This window comes from Limnohabitans sp. (assembly GCF_036804465.1).
In the GTDB taxonomy this organism is placed as follows: domain Bacteria; phylum Pseudomonadota; class Gammaproteobacteria; order Burkholderiales; family Burkholderiaceae_C; genus Limnohabitans.
The window spans coordinates 34,000-54,416 of sequence record NZ_DAIRSK010000008.1 but is presented as its reverse complement, the minus strand read 5'-3'; the positions used below and the strand labels follow the sequence as shown (position 1 = coordinate 54,416).

At 53.7% G+C, this 20,417-nt stretch carries 13 protein-coding genes and 1 pseudogene; all 14 read left to right on the top strand.

The features are described 5' to 3' along the window. Positions 1-426, top strand: coding sequence for a flagellar basal body rod protein FlgC (flgC, locus tag V7Q41_RS05800; RefSeq protein ID WP_333844109.1), 426 nt, complete (start codon positions 1-3; stop codon positions 424-426). Between the two features lie 2 nt (positions 427-428). Then, positions 429-1,121, top strand: a complete 693-nt coding sequence (locus tag V7Q41_RS05795) for a flagellar hook assembly protein FlgD (RefSeq protein WP_333844107.1) — start codon at positions 429-431, stop codon at positions 1,119-1,121. Between the two features lie 39 nt (positions 1,122-1,160). Further along, complete coding sequence (locus tag V7Q41_RS05790) at positions 1,161-4,943, top strand: flagellar hook-basal body complex protein (RefSeq protein WP_333844105.1); 3,783 nt, start codon at positions 1,161-1,163, stop codon at positions 4,941-4,943. A gap of 35 nt (positions 4,944-4,978) precedes the next feature. Beyond that, on the top strand, positions 4,979-5,743 hold the full coding sequence (locus V7Q41_RS05785) for a flagellar basal body rod C-terminal domain-containing protein (RefSeq protein WP_333844103.1): 765 nt from the start codon (positions 4,979-4,981) through the stop codon (positions 5,741-5,743). Positions 5,744-5,772: 29 nt separating this feature from the next. Next, positions 5,773-6,558: a flagellar basal-body rod protein FlgG gene (gene flgG / locus V7Q41_RS05780; RefSeq protein ID WP_333844101.1), complete on the top strand. Its 786-nt coding sequence runs from the start codon at positions 5,773-5,775 to the stop codon at positions 6,556-6,558. A 12-nt stretch (positions 6,559-6,570) separates the two neighbouring features. Further along, positions 6,571-7,254: a flagellar basal body L-ring protein FlgH gene (locus tag V7Q41_RS05775; protein WP_333844098.1), complete on the top strand. Its 684-nt coding sequence runs from the start codon at positions 6,571-6,573 to the stop codon at positions 7,252-7,254. A gap of 17 nt (positions 7,255-7,271) precedes the next feature. Next, positions 7,272-8,411, top strand: coding sequence for a flagellar basal body P-ring protein FlgI (locus tag V7Q41_RS05770; protein WP_333844095.1), 1,140 nt, complete (start codon positions 7,272-7,274; stop codon positions 8,409-8,411). 12 nt (positions 8,412-8,423) lie between these two features. After that, the gene (locus V7Q41_RS05765) at positions 8,424-8,924 is read left to right on the top strand and encodes a rod-binding protein (protein ID WP_333844093.1); all 501 of its coding nucleotides are present in this window, start codon (positions 8,424-8,426) and stop codon (positions 8,922-8,924) included. Then, positions 8,921-13,414: a flagellar hook-associated protein FlgK gene (gene flgK, locus V7Q41_RS05760; protein ID WP_333844091.1), complete on the top strand. Its 4,494-nt coding sequence runs from the start codon at positions 8,921-8,923 to the stop codon at positions 13,412-13,414. Before V7Q41_RS05765 ends, flgK begins: the two co-directional genes overlap by 4 nt. Positions 13,415-13,429: 15 nt before the next feature. Then, complete coding sequence (gene flgL, locus V7Q41_RS05755; protein WP_333844088.1) at positions 13,430-14,353, top strand: flagellar hook-associated protein FlgL; 924 nt, start codon at positions 13,430-13,432, stop codon at positions 14,351-14,353. 50 nt (positions 14,354-14,403) lie between these two features. Further along, positions 14,404-15,936: a flagellar filament capping protein FliD gene (fliD, locus tag V7Q41_RS05750; protein WP_333844086.1), complete on the top strand. Its 1,533-nt coding sequence runs from the start codon at positions 14,404-14,406 to the stop codon at positions 15,934-15,936. Between the two features lie 137 nt (positions 15,937-16,073). Continuing rightward, positions 16,074-16,457 carry a flagellar protein FlaG gene (locus V7Q41_RS05745; protein WP_333844084.1) on the top strand — a complete coding sequence of 128 codons (384 nt, stop codon included), beginning with the start codon at positions 16,074-16,076 and terminating at the stop codon, positions 16,455-16,457. Between the two features lie 118 nt (positions 16,458-16,575). Then, on the top strand, positions 16,576-18,711 hold the full coding sequence (locus tag V7Q41_RS05740) for a flagellin N-terminal helical domain-containing protein (RefSeq protein WP_333844081.1): 2,136 nt from the start codon (positions 16,576-16,578) through the stop codon (positions 18,709-18,711). A 224-nt stretch (positions 18,712-18,935) separates the two neighbouring features. Beyond that, positions 18,936-20,417, top strand: a pseudogene (locus V7Q41_RS05735) (heme utilization protein); the annotation flags it as partial.

The following is a 20,417-nucleotide window of genomic DNA, read 5'->3' as shown; positions in this document are numbered from 1 at the left end:
ATGCAACTCGACAACGTTTTCGGCATTGCAGGCACAGCGCTCAACGCGCAAGCCATCCGCATGAACACCACCGCCTCCAATTTGGCCAACGCCAACTCGGTGGCGGGCTCAGAGGAAGAGGCCTACCGTGGCCGCCGTCCTTTGTTCAAAGCTTTGATGGAAGAACACATGACCCATGGCGGCGCGCAGTTTGTGGGCGGCGTCAAGGTGGACCGCATCGTCAACGATCCAGCGCCCATTCGCAAAACTTGGGAGCCAGGCAATCCTTTGGCCGACAAGGAAGGCTATGTGTATCACTCCAACGTGAACGAAATGTCAGAGATGGTGGACATGATGGCCGCCTCTCGTTCTTACCAAAACAACGTCGAAGTGGTGAATACCGCACGTCAACTGATGATGCGCACCCTTGAAATTACCAAGAGTTAATCATGGCCACCACCGCAACCTCCTCACTGCCTAGTGGCATCGTCAAGTACGAAGACTACCAAGCGCAACAAAAAGCCAAGCCCACCAATGAAAACATGGGCCAGACGGAATTTTTGACACTCTTCACCACACAGCTGAAGAACCAAAACCCCTTGGACCCTGTCAAGAACGAAGCCTTCGTGGCCCAGTTGGCGCAGTTCTCGCAACTCGAAGCCACCACTGCCATGAAGACCAGCATGCAAAACTTGGTCTCTAGCTTGGCCAACGACCGTTTGCTAGGCGCTACTTCCTTGATCGGCAAAACCGTGGGCGTGCCCGATGGTCCTGTGATGGTCACCGACACCACCGTGTCGCAAGGTGTGGTCAATGCGCCCACTGGCGCAGACGGCATCAAAGTCCAAATCTTCAACGACAAAGGCATCTTGGTGCGCACCCAAATCATGGGCGCTCAGCCTCCAGGCGACGTCACCATTGCTTGGGACGGCACCAATGACGGCGGTACCACAGTGCCCAATGGCACTTACCGCTATGTGGCCTCGGTCAACAGCAATGGCTCGGTCACCAAGCCCACCGTCAACACCTACGCCCAAGTCACGGGTGTCAGCAGCGCTGGCACCGCAGACGGCACCATGTTGCTGGAAGTTGCCGGTGGCAAAACGGTCAACTTGGCCGATGTCAAACGCATCAGCTACTAATTTCAAGATCTCAGAATTTCTCTCAGGAGCTAAAGCACCATGTCTTTTTATACCTCTCTCACGGGTCTGAATGCCGCCACCGCACAGCTGGGCGTCACCTCCAACAACATTGCCAACGTGTCCACCACGGGCTTCAAACGAAGCCGTACCGACTTTGGTGACATTTTTGCCACTTCACCGCTGCAAAAAGCCTCGGCCACCATCGGTCAGGGTGTGTCTTTGAAGCGTGTGGTGCAAGAGTTTGGTCAAGGCAACATGATGTTCTCGTCCAACACCCTTGACTTGGCGATCAGCGGCGACGGTTTCTTCCCGCTCAAATCACAAGACGGTTTCCAAGACATCTTTACCCGTAACGGTGTGTTCATGATGAACGACCAATACAACGTGGTGAACTCAGCAGGCCAGCGTTTGATGGCAGCGTCAGTTGACTCGTCCGGCAAAGCGAACTTGGACGACATGAACGTGTTGACCATCCCGCAAAAAACCACCGGCATGGCTAAACAAACCAGCAAGGTGTCACTCGGTTTGAACTTTCCTGCGGACGCAGAAGTGATCTCCAAAGAATTCAACCGCAACGACCCCGACACCTACAACAAGAGCACCGCGCTCACCGTGTATGACGCGGGTGGTAACTCTTACTTGGCCTCGGTCTACTACGTCAAGACCCAAAACGCCAGCCAAGAAACCCCCAACAACAAATGGCAAACCTATGTGTATGTGGGCGACAAGCTGGTCAACGCCTCTTTGCAGCAAGCCACCAACTCGGTGGGCGAAGAGATGTACGTCAACAAGTACGGTGCGCTCAAAGCCAAGAGCGACTTCAAGACGCCCGAAGAAATTGCCGAATTGAACAGCAGCTTCTCTAAGAAAACCATCAAGTTCTCTTTGGACAACTTGACCGACATCCGAACCTCTCAACCTGCCACTGTCGTCGCGGGTTTGTCCACCGACATGGGCACGGGCTCTAACGACGGCATTGACTTTGCCAACTACGACAAACTCAACAAATCAGACTTGTTGCTCAAGCAGGGCAGCAGCGCGGTCACCTATGGTTTGAAAGCCTCAGGTTTGACCTCAGCGGATGAGGTCAGTGTGAACTTCAGCGCTGATGCCGAACCCGTGGTGGTGCCATCCATTGATGGTGTGCCACCAACCGTGCAAGACGTCGCCAAAGCCTTGAACCTGAACGCAAGTTTTACCTCCTCCTACGTGGCACAAGCAGCTTCCAAGATGACGCTGGTCGACGTGTCGTTTGGAACCCCAGCGTCGACGACAGCTTTTTCTTCGTTCAACATGACTGTGGCGGGTACCACGCTCAATATCAAAGATTTAAAACCAAAAACTGCCGACTTGGCAGGCTTGGCCACTGAATTGCAAACACGCTTGCGTTCAGAAGACCATGGCAAATCAGACATCAGCGTGACCGCCAATGGATCCAATTTGGTCATCAAAGATGCGGGAGGCCGTAAGTTGTCAGGCATCAGCCTGAGCAAACCAACGGATTCTGTCGGTGTGTTGCCTTCGTCCATCAATGAAACCATGGGTGAGCTCAAGATCACAGCCCTAGACCCCAATGTCAGTGCGAGCGCCATCAATGCTGCGTTCACGCTGACCCAGGGTGCAGCGACCAACATAGGTACATTGCCTGTGATCACTACAACGCCCAATGAGACGGAATACCCTCGCTTCACCGCAACCTACACCGTGGCTGGCAATGCACCATACAAAGCTGTCTTGGGCACTGGCACCAACGAAGTCGTCATCACCAGCGAATCCACAGACAGCGCAGGCATTTTTGTTGAAAAGCTCAATGCCAATAGCCAGTTTTCGCTCACCTACTCTGCGGCCCTGAACGGCGCGGGTACTGGCATTGTCGTGACAGCCAAAAACCCATCCACCACAGGTGCCAACAAGATCACTGAAGATCTCAAGCTCTCGAACAGCCTCAATGCAGGATTTGCGACCGTTCTTGGTACGGGTGTGTCGGCCCCTTCGGAATTCGCTGGCAAAAAGAGCGTGGATGACTTGAAAAACCTGTTCAGTGTCAACGTGGACGGCTCCATTGACTCGGTCAGCGTGGGCTTGGACCACTTGGTCGACACCATGGCCAACTTGCCAGACACAACCAGCAGAAAGCTGTCGGGCACACAAATCGCCGCCGAGCTCACCAATGTGATGGCGCGTCAATACGGGGATGAAAAACCTTTCAACTTTTCCACAGTGGGCGACCCCACCTTCTTTGTGGAGCTCACGCGTGCAGACAAAACCACGCTCGACCCATTGCCCATTAAATTAGCCCCTCACGGCGACTTGCGCACCGAAGACTTGGTGCGCGAGGTACAAAAACAAATCAACGACGACAGCGTCTACAGCGGCAAGATCAAGGTCTCCTACGACACCCAAAATCAAAAGCTGGTGTTCACGCCTGCTGACAACGGCAAAGTCACCGTGTCCAGCGATCAAACGGCAATGGATTTGGCAGACCCCTTGGTGCAAGGTGTCAACGATTCATCGGTGGGCTTGAAGTTGGCACCGTCTGTGTCCACCTCACCCTTCAAACCGCTCAACGAACAACGTTACGGCATGAAGGTTGAATACGATGCGGTGAAACAAACCTTTGTGTTCAAGTCGGGCACCACAGGTGATGACTCAGGCTTGTCCATCACTGGCATTCGCCCAGGCAGCTTGGCCACCCAGTCATCCAAAGGCTTGGGCATGACGGGTGACCCCGCCAACTATGTGGTGATACCTTCTACGGTGGATGCCTTGCGCGGCGTTTCCTCGACACCCGCGGTGCTCAGTGGCAACCCACTGGCAGTGAACGTGGACAACAACTTCTCGGTGGACGAAACCAACAACCAGTTTGTGGTGTCGGTCAACGGCATCACGGGCACGGTGATCGTGCCACCCAAAGACACCTACACCTTGGGCACCTTCATGGAGGCCTTGCAAGACGGTATCAACGGCTTGCAGAGCGCCTCTAGAAATGGCCTCACACCTGACTCTGTCAACGGTGTCAAGGTGAGCTACGACGCCAAATCCAACGCGCTGCAGTTCACCACCGGCACAGCCTCGACTGACTCGTACATCAAAGTCACGGGCGATGCGCGTTGGGGCTTGGACGGTTTGGATGCCCAGTTTGGCAACACCACCAGCTGGATCAAACCCACCCCCTTCAAAGACGAAAAAGGTGCCACGGTCTACATCGACGGATTCGGTGAGGAATCATCCACCGCCACAGGTTTTGACACCTTGCCTGCTTGGTCGCCGGTTTACTTTGACAAAGGCGAGCTGACCTTTGACACCGCGGGTAACTTGGTATCACCCAAACAAGGCGCGCAGTTGGACACGGTTTACTTGCCAAACGGTAAGGGCGCTTTGACCATCAACATTGACTATGCCAAATCCACGCAGTTTGCGTCACCGTTCTCGGTGCTCTCGCAGTCACAAGACGGCGCACCCGAAGGTGACTTGGTGGGCTTGGCGATTGCCGATGACGGCTTGGTGTCTGCCAGCTTCTCCAACGGCGCACAAAAGTCACTGGGCAAAGTGGTGTTGGTCAACTTCTCCAACCCGTCTGGTTTGCGCCAGATTGGTGACACCAACTACTACAAAACCTCTGATTCAGGCATCCCTAAATACGGCGAAGCCGGTTCTGCGGGCTTTGGCACCGTGCGCTCAGGCGCGACAGAACGTGCCAACGTGGACTTGACCCAAGAATTGGTGGACTTGATCACCGAGCAGCGTAACTTCCAAGCCAACGCCAAGGCCATGGAAACCAGCACCTCGATGACGCAAACCATCATTCAGATCCGCAACTAATCTGACTGATTAAAAGAACGACCTAAGAGAACGCCATGGACCGCTTATCCTTCAACGCGATGGCTGCGATCAATGAAGACCGCTACATCCGTCAGCAGTTGTCCAACGACATTGCCAACGTCACAACCGCGGGTTTCAAGCAAACCTATGCAGCCACCATCCAACCGCACCAGGCGGTGGGTGAGGGCTTTGACTCTCGCTTGCAGCCACGTCTGTACACCACCGACCGTGTGCGCTTGGACCCAGGCCCTTTGATGGTCACTGGCCGCGATTTAGACGTGTCCATGAACCACAAGACGGTTTTGGGTGTCAACGGCAATGACGGCAAACTGGCATTTACCCGTCGGGGTGACCTGCGTGTCAACCCCAGTGGTGTACTTGAAACAGGCTCGGGCCACATCGTGCAAAGCCAAGATGGCGGCCCCATCACCATTCCCGTGGGCTCGCGCATCAACATCACCAACACCGGGCTAATTTACGCCTCAGACCCCACCCAGCAGGGCATCCCTCAAGAGCAGCTGGTGGGCATCCTGATGCTGCGCGATGCCAGCACCACCAACCTCATCAAACGCGAAGACGGCTTGTTTCGGGTTGACGAAAAACCAGTTGGCACGGACTTTGCAACTGGTCCTGAGCCAGTTTCTTTGACACCGCAGGCTTTAGAAGGCAGCAGTGTCAATCCAATGGCATCGATGGTGAAGCTGATTGAACAGAGCCGCTCGTTTGAGCACCAGGTTCGTTTGATCAAAGAAAGCAAATCCAACGATGAGTCGGGCGCTTCCATGATGAAGGCGTCTTGAATTTGACAGATTAAAAGGGGCTGAAAGCCATGGATGCATCATTGTGGGTAGCCAAAACCGGTCTTGACGCGCAGCAGACGCGCATGAACGTCATCTCCAACAACTTGGCCAACGTGAGCACGACTGGCTTTAAACGCGACCGTGCCGTGTTTGAAGACTTGCTCTATCAAAACGTCAAGCAGCCCGGTGGTCAAACCACCAACAACACCTTGTCACCCACCGGCTTGATGCTGGGTACGGGTGTCAAGATCAATGCCACCGAAAAGTTGCACTTGCAGGGCAACTTGATCAACACCCAATCGCCGCTGGACTTGGCGATCATGGGCAACGGCATGTTCCAAATTCAAATGCCTGACGGCACCACGTCGTACACGCGCGATGGCAACTTCAAGATCAACAACACGGGCCAAGTCGTGACCGCGTCTGGCTTCCCGCTGATTCCCGCCATCACCATTCCTGCCAACACGGCAGCGGTGACCTTTGGTCAAGACGGCACAGTGTCTGCCGAGCTCGATGCCGGCGGTGGTTCACAAAACATTGGCCAAATTCAAATTGCACGCTTCTTGAACCCAAGTGGTCTCAAGCCCATTGGCCAAAACTTATTTGAAGCCTCTCAAGCCAGCGGTGTGGCGCAGGTGCTCACGCCTGGCCTGACCGGCGCTGGCGCTTTGAAACAAGGTTCGCTTGAAGCCTCGAACGTGAACGTGGTGGAGGAGATGGTCAACATGATCGAAACCCAACGCGCTTACGAGATCAACTCCAAGGCCGTCTCGGCCGTGGACGGCATGCTCAAGTTCTTGAACCAAAACATCTGATTGAGGTTCCCCATGACAGCACTTCGTTTTCTCGCCCTGTTTGCCATTGTGTATTTGTTGCAAGGCTGCGCCACCGAGCCAGTCGACATGGTGTTGCGACCCTCGCCCGAATTTCAGCCGGTCTATCCCTTGGCCAGCGACCGGCAAAAAATTGCCACTGGCGGCATCTACAGCAATCGGCAAAGCGATGCCTGGTTTGGCCGTGGCCGCAATTACCAAGTGGGCGACATCATCACCGTGTTGTTGAACGAATCCACCCAAGCCGCCCGCACCCAAAACACCGATGTGAGCCGTGAATCCAAAAACTCATTGCCCACAGGTTTGAACACCAAGATCGCCGCCATCAGCCCATTGTTCAATGGCATCGACCTCAACAACAACAACAACAGCTCCAAAGGCGCAGGCAAGGCCGATCAAAAAGCATCGCTAGAAGGTTCGGTCGCAGTCACCGTGGTTGAAATTTTGGCCAACGGCAACTTGATGGTGCGTGGCGAGAAAAAACTGGGCCTGACCGAAGGCACCGAAGTCATTCAAGTCTCTGGCGTCATTCGCCCCGAAGACGTGGGCCCCAACAGCACCGTGCAGTCACGCCGCTTGGCCAATGCCCAAATCGCCTACCGCGGTTCAGGTGATCTGGCCAACGCCACCCGAGCCGGCTGGGGTACCAGCTTGATGCACAAATACTGGCCTTTTTAAATTCGATCGGGTCACTCATGAATCGCCTCTCTCTTTTTGTCCGTGCCTGTTTGGTCGGCGTGTGTGTGTTGGCCGCAGGTGCAGCGCAGGCTGACCGCGTCAAAGACTTGGCCACACTGGCCGCCCAACGTCCCAACCAATTGATTGGTTACGGCTTGGTGGTTGGTTTGCAAGGCACAGGCGACGATGCCTCGGTGCCGTTCACCACACAAAGCATGAAAGCCATGCTGTCGCAAATGGGTGTGCGCATTGACGGTCCTTTGACCGACTTTGAAACCGCCGCCACCGTGGCGCGTGTCAACATACCCAACACAGCTGCCGTGTTGGTCACTGCCGACTTGCCAGGCTTTGCCAAGCCTGGTCAGCGCATCGACATCAACGTCTCGGCCATCGGCAAAGCCTCTAACTTGCGAGGTGGTAGCTTGATCATGACCGCCATGCGCGGCGTAGACGGCGAAATTTATGCCTTGGCCCAAGGCGCCCTCACAGCGACGGGTATTGATGCCGGTGCTGCAGGCTCTAAGGTGTCGATTGGTGTGCCCACTTCGGCCCGCATTCCTGGCGGCGCGATTGTGGAGCGCATTGTGGACACGCCTTTTGAGTCTGCTGAAAACGTGATCTACAACATCCGCGAAAGCGACTTTTCTACCACCGCGGCCATCGTCAACGCGATCAATAAAAAATTTGGCGGTGACGTGGCACAAGCCATTGATGGTGTATCGGTATCGGTACGAGCCCCCAAAAACTTGAACCAACGCGTCGCTTTCATGAGCGAAATTGAAGCCTTGGAAATCACCCCGGGCGAGCCACCTGCTCGCGTGGTCATCAACTCACGCACAGGCACGGTGGTGATCAACCGCGCGGTGCGCGTCACAGCTGCGGCGGTGTCGCACGGCACCATCTCGGTCGCTATCTCGGCCACCAACGAAGTGTCGCAACCCAATGCCTTTGCAGGCGGCCAAACGGCCGCTGTTCAAAACGCCGACGTCCAAGTGGCCGAGCCCAACAAGCCCATGTTCTTGTTCCAGCCTGGTGTTGAGCTGCGTCAAATTGTGGATGCGGTCAACCAAGTGGGCGCCACGCCGTCTGCGTTGATCGCCATTCTTGAAGCCCTGAAAAGTTCTGGCAGCTTGCGCGCCGAGCTGGTCATCATCTAATCGAGCATTGACATGAGTAGCCCCGTTGACACCTCTGCCGCCCGGTCTTACACAGACTTCACGGGTCTGGGTGAGCTGCGTGGCAAAGCGCAGAAAGACCAAAACAGCGCCTTGCGCGAATCTGCGCAGCAATTTGAAGGTCTGTTCATTCAAATGATGCTCAAGTCCATGCGTGAGGCCAACGAACCCATGAAGGACGATGACAACAAATCGCAAGCGCTGGACACCTTTGAAGGCATGTTTGACAAAGAAGTGTCTTTGCAAATGTCCAAACGCGGCGCTTTGGGCGTGGCCGACTTCATGGAACGCGCCGTCAAACAACAACAAGCCCCCGCACCCAGCACCGATGAGTTGCTCAAGTCGCGCGGCAAAGGCATTGCTTTGAATCCCAAGCAGCAGCCTGTCCTTTTGCCCACTGCAGCCGAGTTGAGCAAAGGTTTTGCGCTAGAAAAAGCGCTGCCCCTGAAGAGCTTGAACGAGTTCAAGTCACCCTTGACGGGAGGCCGTAAATGAGTGACATGCTCGGCATCAGCAGCAATGCGATTGGTGCCTACCAACGTGCCTTGAGCACGGTGGCCAACAACATTTCTAACGTCAACACCGAAGGCTACTCACGCCAAGACGTGGTGCTCAAAGACTCTGCGCCTAAAAAGCTGGCCAACATGTATGTGGGCACAGGCACGATTTTGCAAAACATCAAACGTCAATACGACGCCTTTGCTGAATCCAACCTGCGCAACAGCACCAGCGACTTGGCCAGCCAAAAACCCATGGTCGATTACGCCAAGCGCGTGATGGACATCATGGGCGACAAAAGCATTGGCCTGAGCTCTGCGTTTGACGACTTCTTTGCTGCCGCCGGCGCTTTGTCGACCGATCCTGCGTCCACTGTGCAGCGCACCAGTTTTTTGCGCAGCGCCGATGGCGTGGCTTCACGTTTTGGTGAACTCAATACACAGCTTGAATTGATCGCCACAGAAACTCGCCAAGGCGTGGAGAGTGTGGCCGCTCAAATCAACACCTTGACCAGTCAATTGGCGTTGATCAACCAAAGCATGACCAAGTCGCCCACGCTGGAGAGCCAACCTGCTGAGCTGCTAGACCGTCGCGATTTGACCTTGCGTCAACTGTCCGATTTGGTGCGTATCAAAACCACTTTTTCGATCAATGGCTCGGTCAACGTCAGCTTGGGCGCGACCATGACGCAAGGCCTGGTGGTCAACGGCAACAAAGCCCGCCCTATTGGTATCGATAGCGCAGTCCAAGGAAAGATTGAACTCGTTCTCGACCCCTATGGCAAAACCGAATCTCTGTCGAGCGCCAGTGGTGGACAGCTGGGTGGATATCAAAGCTTCATCAGCCAAGTGCTTGACCCAGCGCAAAAGAATTTGTCAGCTCTGGCGCAAACCTTTGTCTCAGAGACCAACACGATTCAGAAAAACGGCATTGATGGCTACGGTCAAATGGGCACAGACTTGTTTGCAGTGGATGCCAAAGCCAGCTCACCCGCAGCAGGCATGCATCTGGCTGTCAATGACGGCATGCGTGTGGCCACAGCGGCTCAGTTTCGAGTGGGTGAGGGCAACACCAACATCACCACCACCCGTGCCACTGTTAAATTCACGGGCATCACACCAGTCACTCAGCTCAGCAACTCACAGCTGGTCAACAACCCCAACGCTGCGGCCGGTGTGACCTTCAAGGTCGATGGTGCGCGTGTCTTCACACCCGTCACCGCCTTGTCTGCAGGCGTCAAAGCTGCTTTTTATTTAGACGAGGCAGAGCCAGGTCAACAGTTGCAGGTCCTGACCCGCGATGGTCGCCAGTTGTTGGGCCAAACATTGAGCGAGACAGAAAAGTACCAGCTGTTCACGCCAGACAACGGCTTTGCTCAAAACGCCAATTATTCAGATGCTTATCTGAACCAAACAGGCAACAAAGCTTACCGTGGCATAGACATGTTTTATGGCGCCAAAGCCGAGGTGCTGTTCGGCCAAAACTTTGACCAATACGGCGCTGCAGGCGAGTCTTTGCCTTTGGCTGCATCGATGGAAACCTCTCGTATTTCTTCGAGTGATGCCAAGATTCCAGCCGGCGCGATCACGGTCAACGGTTTGGCATTGCCAGCATTCGATGCCAATACCGATTCAGAAATCATCATTTCAGGCACTGTTGTTGGAACGCCTTCCACCGACTTTAATTTTCAAGCGGTGGTGGGCGGCCAAGTCGTCGGCGCCAACATCCTGTCGGCCAACACGGGCAGCATGAGCCAAATGGCGGCGGCTTTAAACGCCAGTTTGCAAGCGCAGGGCGTGGTCGGCATTGTGGCGACCGCCATCAACAACAACGCGGACATCCGCATCACAGACGGCAAAGGCCGAGATATCAGTGGCGCTTCCTTGCTGCCTACATCGCTCGAAAATGGCGCTGCGGGCGGGGATGTTCAGGTCAATTCAGCCGCTGTTCAAGTGGCCAACTGGATCAACGGCAGCTCTCAAGCCACGGTGCTCAACCCCATGTTTGGCATCACCCCCAATTCAGGGTTTTCTAAATTCCAAGCCACCTTGGGTGGCGTGTCTTTTGACTTGAACCCTATCGCTGCCACCAACCTCAGCAGCCTCGCTGAAGTGTTGCAGCAGCAATTCAGAACCAAGGATCAATCCACCGACATCAGCGTGGTATTAGATGGTGCGCATTTGAAAATCACCGACACACGTGGCCGTGCGTTTAAAAACTTTGCACTCATTCCTACCGATGAAAACTCATTGGCCACTGGCGGTCGGGTAGAAATTACCAACAGCAATGTGTCCCAAACCCATGTGCGCGCAGAGGTTTTCTCGCAGGTGCGCGTGCCTGTGTCGCAGTTGAACATGGCCAAGCCTTTGACGATCAACGGCCAAGTGATCAGCGGCTACAACAGTGTCAATCAGCTGGTGGATCAAATCAATGCCTCCAATGCGGGCGTCACTGCCGCGATTGAAACCAACGGTGAATTTGTGCTGACTGACCCTTTGGGAAGTCCCATTCGCATCAATGCCACCACCGATGGCAACGCCTTAGACATCCAACCCAACACCTACAACGCGCAAGTGCGTATGGTGCAAGTGGTGCGTGATATCCGCGTGTCAGCCGCCGACATCGATTTCAACAAGCCATTGACCATCAATGGCATGAGCATGAGCGAGGCCGCTTACCAACTGCCTTTGAACGTGCCTTCATCCGTCCAGTTTGGCTTCCCAGCCAAATCTGTATCGGCAGCAAATCCTACAAATTTAGTCAAAGCACTCAACTCATTGAGCAGCATCAGCCAAGTCTCCTTGCCTGACGCTGCGCACACGCTCAAGCTAGAGTTAGCAATAGACGGTGCTGCGGTGACTTTGAGCAACTTGAGGGACACCTCGCAAGTGACCCAAACCATTGGATTCACTGCGCCCGCCTTGGCTGCGGGAACACAAATCAATGTGGGGGGTGTTCAGGTCACACTTCCAGTTCTTCCCGGTGCCAACAATGGGGATATCGTCGCTGAGAGTGTTCGTACGGCCTTGTTGGCAAGTCCAAAGTTCAGTGGATACAGCATCACACGCCAATTGAACGAGCTCGTTTTGGTGTCGCCCGAGGGAGGGACGCCCGTCAATTTTTCAACCACCTTGAACATGGGTGCTGCCGGTGAAGATGTGGATCTCACCGCCGGTGTGGCAACAACATCCGGCGTGACATTGCCCCAGCTCATCACAACAACACTCAATACGGCTGGTTATACCAATATTGATGTCAAGCTAGAAAATGGCGCCTTGATTTTTTCCAACACGGTTGGAAAACAAGTCACGCCCATGGCGTTGAATTCCATTTCAATAGCCAACCCTCTCCTTTCTGCAAGTGCAGGCACCATCGATAAGACCTTTGCAGAGTCCTATGTGGCGTTCGAGAGGAATGGTGCGGTTGTTATTTCCTCTAACAGCGCAGATGCGCTGGACGTGGACATCAAAAACTCATTTGTCTTCAAATCTCAAGGCAATGAGGTGGCGCCAGAAAAGGGCATCTCCACATTGCAAGGATTTGTGGATCGCATCAACGCCAAGGTATATCAAACAGGCGTGGTGGCTGAGATTGACTTGTATGGTGACTTGAAGCTCAGCACAACAGATGAAAAGGGCACCCTCGCCATTTCGATTGGCCCTGGTAAAGATGCTCTGGGCAATCAAACCCCCAACGCCCTGGGCCTAGATCCCATGGACTATGGTGTCACCGAGCGTTTGAAACGCAAGCTGCAAGACCCCGACTTCATCAGCGACATTCGTGTCTCGTTTGGCAGCTATGGTGATCCCAAGGTATTTGGTGACCCTGCTGACCTCTCCAAGATGGGGCTGCGTACGGGCGCGTTTATTGAAGCAGGATCGCCGGATGAGTTGCTGCTCTTCATCACAGGCAAAGGTGCTGCCAAAGTCGCAGTAGGTTATGAAGGCGCGCCAGACAATGTGCGCGACAGTTTGCGCGCTCAGTCGCTCAACATCAAATTCACGGCTGAAAACCGCTACACCATCACCGATGCGGCCACAGGCACTGAGCTGGCTGACCGTTTTTATGACCCAACGGTGTTGGAGCCCGTGGTGGAGTTTCAGGGCTTGCAAGTCAAGCTCAGCCATGCGCCCGCTGTGGGCGACAGCTACAAGATTGACGGCAACTTTGACGGTTTGGGCAACAACGTCAACATGCTAGAGATGGTGGACTTGAACAAAAAGCCCACTGCCAACGGCAAAACCATTGCCAATACCTACATTGACCAAATCAACAATGTGGGTAACTTGGCCCAGCAAGCCATCATCACCCAAGAGGCGTTGACAGTGGTCAATGACCAAGCCGTTTCTGCGCGTGACAAAGTGTCGGGCGTGAACCTAGACGACGAAGCCGCTGCCCTGATTCGCTATCAGCAGGCCTATCAGGCGTGCGCCAAAGCCCTGCAAATTTCAGGCGAGTTGTTTGACTCCATCATTCAAATCCGTTGATCAAGGTAAATCATCATGAAAATTTCTACCAGCCTTTACTTCGATCGTGCAACGCAACAACTCGGCGGCGTTCAATCCAGACTCACCAAGGTGCAAGAGCAACTCTCTACAGGCTTGCAAATTGTCAAACCCAGCGATGCACCCGACAAAGCGTCCTTGGTCACGCGGCTAGAGTCTGAGTTGGCGCGCCAATCTGGCTACCAAGACACACTCAAAGCGGTCAACGTGCGTTTGACCGCAGAAGAAACGGCTCTTAAAAATACCAGCGATGTGATGTTTCGCATCAAAGAGTTGGCTGTGCAGGCTGCCAATGACACCTTGGGCGCTCAAGATCGACAAAGCATTGCCCTCGAGTTGGGCTCTTTGCGCGATCAAATTCTGAGTTTGGCCAACAGCCAAGACAGCAACGGCAACTTCTTGTTCTCGGGCAGCCGCGCGGGTGAAGAAGCATTCAGCAAAGACAGTAACGGTCGCATCATTTACCAAGGCGACCACGCCCGCATGAAGGTCAACGTGGGTGATAACCGCCAGATGAACCTGAACTTGCCCGGCTCCGACATCTTCACGCGCGTGGTGCGTGATGACGGCAAAGGCGGCAAGGTGGGTGTTGATTTTTTCCAAGCCCTAGATGACCTGACCCAGGCCGTGAAAACTGCGGATCGCACAAAAATGCAACGCGGCATTGGCGAAATAGACACCTTGCAAATGGGTGTCAGCGAGGGCTTGGGGCAAATTGGCGCTGACCTGAGCGTGGTTGACATGCAAACCACCGTGCTGGACCAAGTGGTGTTGCGTTTGCAAACCACGCGCTCGGACATTGAAGACCTTGATTACACCGAAGCCATCACCCGTATGAACAAAGACCAGTTGGCTTTGGAGGCTGCGCAAAGCAGTTTTTCAAAGATTTCACAAATGAGTTTGTTTAAATTTTTGAATTGATGGCTCAAGCTTTTCATTGAAGTGCCGACCTATCGCTTGAATAAATTTCTATGGCCACCACCACCCCTACCTCATCGTTGAGCTCCGCCACCAGCACAGCCTTGGCCTCCTCAACGGCGGCTGTGGCTGCTGCGAACAAGGCGGCTGCGCAAAAATTAGTGACCTCACTGGGCGCAGGCTCTGGGGTGGATGTGACCGCTTTGGCGAAAAACTTGGTCGATGCTGAGCGCGTCCCCAAAGAAAACGCCATCAATGCGAAGATCACCAAAAACGAATCGCGTATTTCTGGCTACGCTGCCATGTCATTCGTCTTGTCAGGTGTACAAACGGCGTTGACAGCGCTCAAAGATCAAAACAATTTCAACGCCTTAGGCGTGTCCAACAGCAATGCCGCTGCTTTTTCAGTCACCACCAGTGCCACAGGCACAGCTGGCAGCCATGACATCGAGGTCTTGCGGCTAGCCAAGGCACAGCGCAGCGTGAGCAACGGCGTGGCCACGGGTGCCACACCCCTCAACGGTGGCTTGGCCATGAGCTTGTCGCTCAGTGTGGGGAGCCCCGTGCCTACTGCATCCACCATTCAATTGGCGGCAGGCAAAGATACCCCTCAAGACATTGTCAACGCCATCAACGATGCCCAAAAAGGCGTCACTGCAAAGTTGGTCAACACTGGCGACGGCAGCGCCACACCCTATCAAATTGTGTTGTCTGGCGCCATAGGTGCAGCCGGTGCTTTTAGCCTCACACCCAATTATTTGGCGGGTGCAGGCTCGCCCGGATTGACTTTTTCAAATGCCAACCCAGCCAATCAAACGGCCACAGACGCATCTGTCAAGATCGATGGCATCAGCTACACCCGAACCACCAACACGCTCAACGATGTTGTGCCGGGTTTGACCTTGAACCTCAAAGCGACCACCAGCAGCGTCGCCACCATTGACCTCACCCGTGACAACACCGGTGTGAAAGAAAAAATGGCGGCCTTTGTCATGGCTTACAACGATGCACAGACCATTTTTAAAGAAGTGTCTGACCCCAAGTCCACGCTCGAAACCTATGGCGCCACCTTGTTGGGTGATTCATCGGTGCGCTCTATCAAACAGCAGTTGCGTGACATGGTCATGGGTCCATCTTCCACCCCAGGCACGGCGGTAGGTGCGCTATGGCAAATGGGTGTCAGCATCGACATGCAAGGCACCATGACCCTAGACAGCACCAAACTTGAAAACGTGTTGAGCAACAACTACGCCGACGTCGTCAAAACATTCACTGGCAACCAAAACGGTTTGTCTGTTTACAGCACTGCCAATGCAGGTGTGGCTGGTGATGCGGTGAAGAAAATTTCCAAGCTGTTGGGGCCAACCGGTATTTTGCAAACCCAAAGTGGCTCGGCCACCACGCAAAACACCAAGTACAAAGAAGACTTGACCAAGCTGCAAACACGCATGGACAGCTTGCTACTTCGCTATCAAAAGCAGTTCTCCGCCATGGACAGTTTGGTGGGCGGCGTCAATGCTCAAAAGACCAGCCTCAAATCTACGTTTGAAGGCATGATGGCCAACCTTACGGGTAAATCTGGCTAATTAATTAATCACCATTGCTTACTTTTTAGCCATTTCACGATTTTTTTCGTGCAATGGCTAAAGTTGTTGGACGAGCTACCGAATATGTTCTACGCAACCTAGCGGCAAGTTTTTGCCGCTGCGAAAGGATGGTTCTTATGCTCCCTGAATTGACCGGTGGTAATTCCGCCCCTATAACAACACCCACACCTGTGCGTAGCAAGCCAGCTGCGCCTACTGCTGCGCCCCCTACGCCAGAGGATGCGCCCAAAGTGCAGGCGCCCAAGCCAGTTGATATCCAGGTAGACACACAAGCTTTGAAAGAAAAGTTGATGGAGTCTATTCAGAATCTCAATCAGGCCATGCGTGATGGTGGAAGAAATTTAAATTTCCATATGGATGAAGCAGTGGGTGCGCCTGTGGTCACGGTGAAGAATGCGGATACGGGTGAAGTGGTTCGTCAGTTGCCCAATGAAGTAGTTGTGCGAATTGCGCACAACATTGAAGAGTTCAAAGGCTTGCTGCATAACAAACTCACTTAATAATTTTTTCAAATCACTCAAGTAATTTCTGAGAGTGACGATTCACCAGCCATCAGGGAAACAAATTCGTGTTTCTCTGGCAATAACCCCTCAGTGATGACTTTTTAGGAGAAACATCATGTCAGTGATCAACACCAACGTAAAAGCTCTTGCAGCACAAGGCTCGCTGAGCAATGTGAACAAGACCTTGCAAAACTCAATGGAGCGTCTGTCCACAGGTTTGCGTATCAACAGCGCGAAAGATGATGCAGCCGGCTTGGCCATCACCAACCGCATGACTTCCCAAATTCGTGGCTACAGCATGGCCATTCGCAATGCCAACGACGGCACTTCTATGCTGCAAACAGCTGAAGGCGCCATGGGCCAAGTGAACAACATGCTGCAGCGCATGCGTGAACTGTCGCTTCAGTCAGCCAACGGCGGCATGACAACTACTGACCGCGAAGCTTTGCAAAACGAAGTGACAGAGTTGAAAGCTCAAATTCAAGAAGTGGCAACCAGCACCAACCACAACACCATCAAATTGTTGGACGGCTCAGCTGGCAACATCAAATTGCAAACTGGCGTGAAAGCCGGCGACATGATGAGCGTTGGTTTCTCTTCTGTTCAAACCAAAGATTTGGGCTTGGGTACCTTGAGCACAGTGAGCTCTGTCGGTGGTTTGCTCAACGGTAACGTCAACGCAGCATTGACAGACGGTTCTTTGACTTTGAACGGTGTGTCTGTAGGCGCCTCATTGGCGGGTTCTGACGACATTTCTTCTTCTGACAAAGCAGCCAGCGCAATTGCCAAGGCCGCAGCCATCAACGCTGTGTCTGATCGCAGCGGTGTGTTTGCCGTTGTAAGCAAAAACGAAGTGGCTGGCTCGGTGGCTACGGCTGCAACTGCCAGTGAATTAGGCGTGGTCAAGATCAACGGTTTTGAAACTGCTGGTTTCTACATGTCTGGCAACAAAGAGATTGATCGTACTTCTGTGGTTCAAGCCATCAACGACATCGCTGACCGCACAGGCGTTCGCGCTACCAACACCTCAGATGACAACCAAGGTATTTCCTTGGTGGCTGCTGATGGCCGCAACATCGTGTTGGGCTTGGGTACTACCAACGTATCCGTCGCAACACTTGCTCAAATGGGCATGGCTGCTGCTGGTACTTATGTGGGTTCATACCAACTCAACACCAAAGACGGTTCTGCCATCACGGTGGGCAGCACTGTGGCGACTTCTCAGACAAGCGAGATTCGCTCAGGCATCCGTTTTGGTACCTACACGTCTGGTCAAGCACAAGCGGCTACAACCACGCGTGCCTCATCTGCACTCGCCCCTGCGGCTGCCACATCTGGTGTGTTGAACGGCAACACCCTGGTCATCAACGGTGTGGGTATTCAAGGTGCTCAAGGTGCGGACGACGATGCTTCGTTTGAGAACACAGGTTCGACCAAAGCCGCGAGCGCGATTGCAATTGCAGCTGCCATCAACAAGGCTTCTGATGTGACTGGTGTGACTGCCAAGGCCAACGCCAACTCCATCAAAGGCACTGGTTTTACTGCTGCAGCGATCACCACCATCCGCTTGAACGGCATAGACATGACAACCACCTTGGGTACCAGCTCTACCCGTGAAGACGTGTTGCAAATCTTCAACTCACGTTCCGGCGAAACAGGCGTGACTGCATCTGCTTATGGTGACGGTATTGAGTTGGTTGCTGCCGATGGCCGTAACATTTCAATCAGCACTGATGCTGGTGGTGCTGCCGCTGCTGCTGGTTTGGGTTTGACAGGCATGACTGTGGGTGCCACGGGTGCTGAAACAGCTTATTACGCTGGTGTCACGTTGTCATCTGACAAAGCTTTCACATTGAACAGCGGTAGCGAAGGCGACACGTTGAACTTCAAATCCTTGGGCTTTAACGAAGGCACCTTTGGTGGCGCCAACGACGGTGCAAAAGTGGCTGAAATCAACATCTCCACTGTGGCAGGTTCAACCTCCGCCCTGTTGGTGATTGATGCTGCGATCGAGCAAGTCGGTAAGAACCAAGCCAAGACCGGTGCCTTCTTGAACCGTTTGGATGCTGTGGTCAGCAACTTGACTGAGTCGAGCCAAAACATGTCTGAGTCACGCAGCCGTATCTTGGATACAGACTACGCGACAGAGACGACCAATTTGGCGAAGTCACAGATTGTTCAGCAAGCAGCTACAGCCATGTTGGCGCAAGCGAACCAATCGGCGCAAAGCGTGCTCAGCTTGCTCAAGTAATTTGACGGCTTAGTGCATCAAACGGGCAAACCACTTTTAGGTTTGCCCGTTTTTAGTTGTTTATGACTCATTATTTGCGTCCATTTATTTTTTAAAAAAATTACTTAAATCCCCTCAAGTTTTTCAGTCTCGATCCGATCTACAGACAACGGCATAGTTTTTGCAATTGTTTGTCTTGCGTGTGCAAGTTGCATTTACACAAACGCGATATCAAAGGATAGATCATGGCTTCGATTTCACTGAATCTCAATTTGGCCCCCTCCAGCTACGGGAGCTCCGCCTATTCATCAGGCTCGGATGTCTCTGCATATACCTCGGCTGACATCGCGGCATTGACAGTTAGGCAAGTCAGTTCTTTGACAACCACACAGGTTGCAGCGCTCGATCCAGCAGCTTTTGCCGGTTTTACGACAGCTCAAATTCCTGTTTTAAGTGACACCAGCTTGTCGGTGGTCTCATCTGCGCAGCTCAGTTCTCTGTCCAATGACCAGTTGGGTTCATTGCTGGCAAAGCAACTGAAATCCATCTCCACGGCCAATATCGCCAGCCTGAGCACCAGCCAAATTTCGTCGATCAAGGGCACCCAAATCACGGGGCTGACCACGCAGCAGGTGCAGGCACTCACCACATCGCAAATTCAGGCAGTGGCCACCAGTGCCATCCAAGCCATGTCGGTAGACCAAATTTTTGGTCTCATCACGGCACAGATTGCTGCCATTGGCACAGGTCAATTGGCTGCGCTGACCGTCAAGCAAATTGCTGGCATGGAAGCTGCCGATGTGCAAGCTTTGGGCTCTGATCAGTTGCGTTCGCTCAGCACGGCCCAGGTGCGTGCTTTCACTTCTGCCCAAGCCACAGCGCTGACGTCATCCCAAGTCAACGCGCTCACTACATTGCAAGTCAATGCCTTGAGCTCTGCGCAAGTCAAAGCCCTCGACACGGTCGATGTGGCCGCCATGGGCACAGACCAAATTCAAGCCTTGTCCACCGCGGGTGTGGCGGGTTTGAGCACAGACCAAATGGCGGCGCTCACCAGCTCTCAATTCAAGAGCATGGCAGCAACCCAGTTGGCGACCTTGTCCAATTCACAAATCAAAACGGTAGACACCGTGGATTTGGCGCAGCTCTCCACTGATCAGCTGCAGTCACTCAAAGCCACCACGGTGGCGGGCTTGACCACGGCGCAACTGGCCTCGTTGAGCACCACTTTGCTTCAAGCGCTCACCACGGGCCAAATTGCGAGTTTGACCACGGACCAAGTGGTTGCCTTGACTACCACACAAGCTGAAAAACTCACGGCCACGCAAGTGGCTGCTTTGACATCTGTGCAAGTGGGCGCTTTGCAAACAGATGACTTGGCCAAGTTCTCTTCTACACAAATTCAATCCTTGTCTCTGTCTGGCGTCAAAGCATTGACCAGCGCACAAGTGTCCAACTTAGGCACGGCACAAATTGAAAAGCTCACCACTGCGCAAGTTGCAGCACTCAGCAGCGCACAGTTATCTGTCCTCACTGCGCCCCAATCAGAAAAACTAAGCACTGAGCAACTCTCGGTGTTGACAGGCAAGCAAGCGGTGGGCTTGACGACGGCTAACTTGGCCGCGATGACCACCACCCAGTTGCAGTCCATCAACACGGCAGCGGTTGCGCTGTTGAGCACCGCGCAAGTGGCTGCCTTGACCACCGCCCAAATAGATGACCTGACG

What these genes read in the sequence shown, in the direction of transcription:
- V7Q41_RS05740 (WP_333844081.1), top strand. Translation starts at nt 16,576, where the DNA reads ATGTCAGTGATCAACACCAACGTAAAAGCTCTTGCAGCACAAGGCTCG.
- flgL (WP_333844088.1), top strand. Translation starts at nt 13,430, where the DNA reads ATGAAAATTTCTACCAGCCTTTACTTCGATCGTGCAACGCAACAACTC.
- V7Q41_RS05775 (WP_333844098.1), top strand. Translation starts at nt 6,571, where the DNA reads ATGACAGCACTTCGTTTTCTCGCCCTGTTTGCCATTGTGTATTTGTTG.
- flgC (WP_333844109.1), top strand. Translation starts at nt 1, where the DNA reads ATGCAACTCGACAACGTTTTCGGCATTGCAGGCACAGCGCTCAACGCG.
- V7Q41_RS05745 (WP_333844084.1), top strand. Translation starts at nt 16,074, where the DNA reads ATGCTCCCTGAATTGACCGGTGGTAATTCCGCCCCTATAACAACACCC.
- V7Q41_RS05770 (WP_333844095.1), top strand. Translation starts at nt 7,272, where the DNA reads ATGAATCGCCTCTCTCTTTTTGTCCGTGCCTGTTTGGTCGGCGTGTGT.
- V7Q41_RS05765 (WP_333844093.1), top strand. Translation starts at nt 8,424, where the DNA reads ATGAGTAGCCCCGTTGACACCTCTGCCGCCCGGTCTTACACAGACTTC.
- V7Q41_RS05790 (WP_333844105.1), top strand. Translation starts at nt 1,161, where the DNA reads ATGTCTTTTTATACCTCTCTCACGGGTCTGAATGCCGCCACCGCACAG.
- flgG (WP_333844101.1), top strand. Translation starts at nt 5,773, where the DNA reads ATGGATGCATCATTGTGGGTAGCCAAAACCGGTCTTGACGCGCAGCAG.
- fliD (WP_333844086.1), top strand. Translation starts at nt 14,404, where the DNA reads ATGGCCACCACCACCCCTACCTCATCGTTGAGCTCCGCCACCAGCACA.
- V7Q41_RS05785 (WP_333844103.1), top strand. Translation starts at nt 4,979, where the DNA reads ATGGACCGCTTATCCTTCAACGCGATGGCTGCGATCAATGAAGACCGC.
- flgK (WP_333844091.1), top strand. Translation starts at nt 8,921, where the DNA reads ATGAGTGACATGCTCGGCATCAGCAGCAATGCGATTGGTGCCTACCAA.
- V7Q41_RS05795 (WP_333844107.1), top strand. Translation starts at nt 429, where the DNA reads ATGGCCACCACCGCAACCTCCTCACTGCCTAGTGGCATCGTCAAGTAC.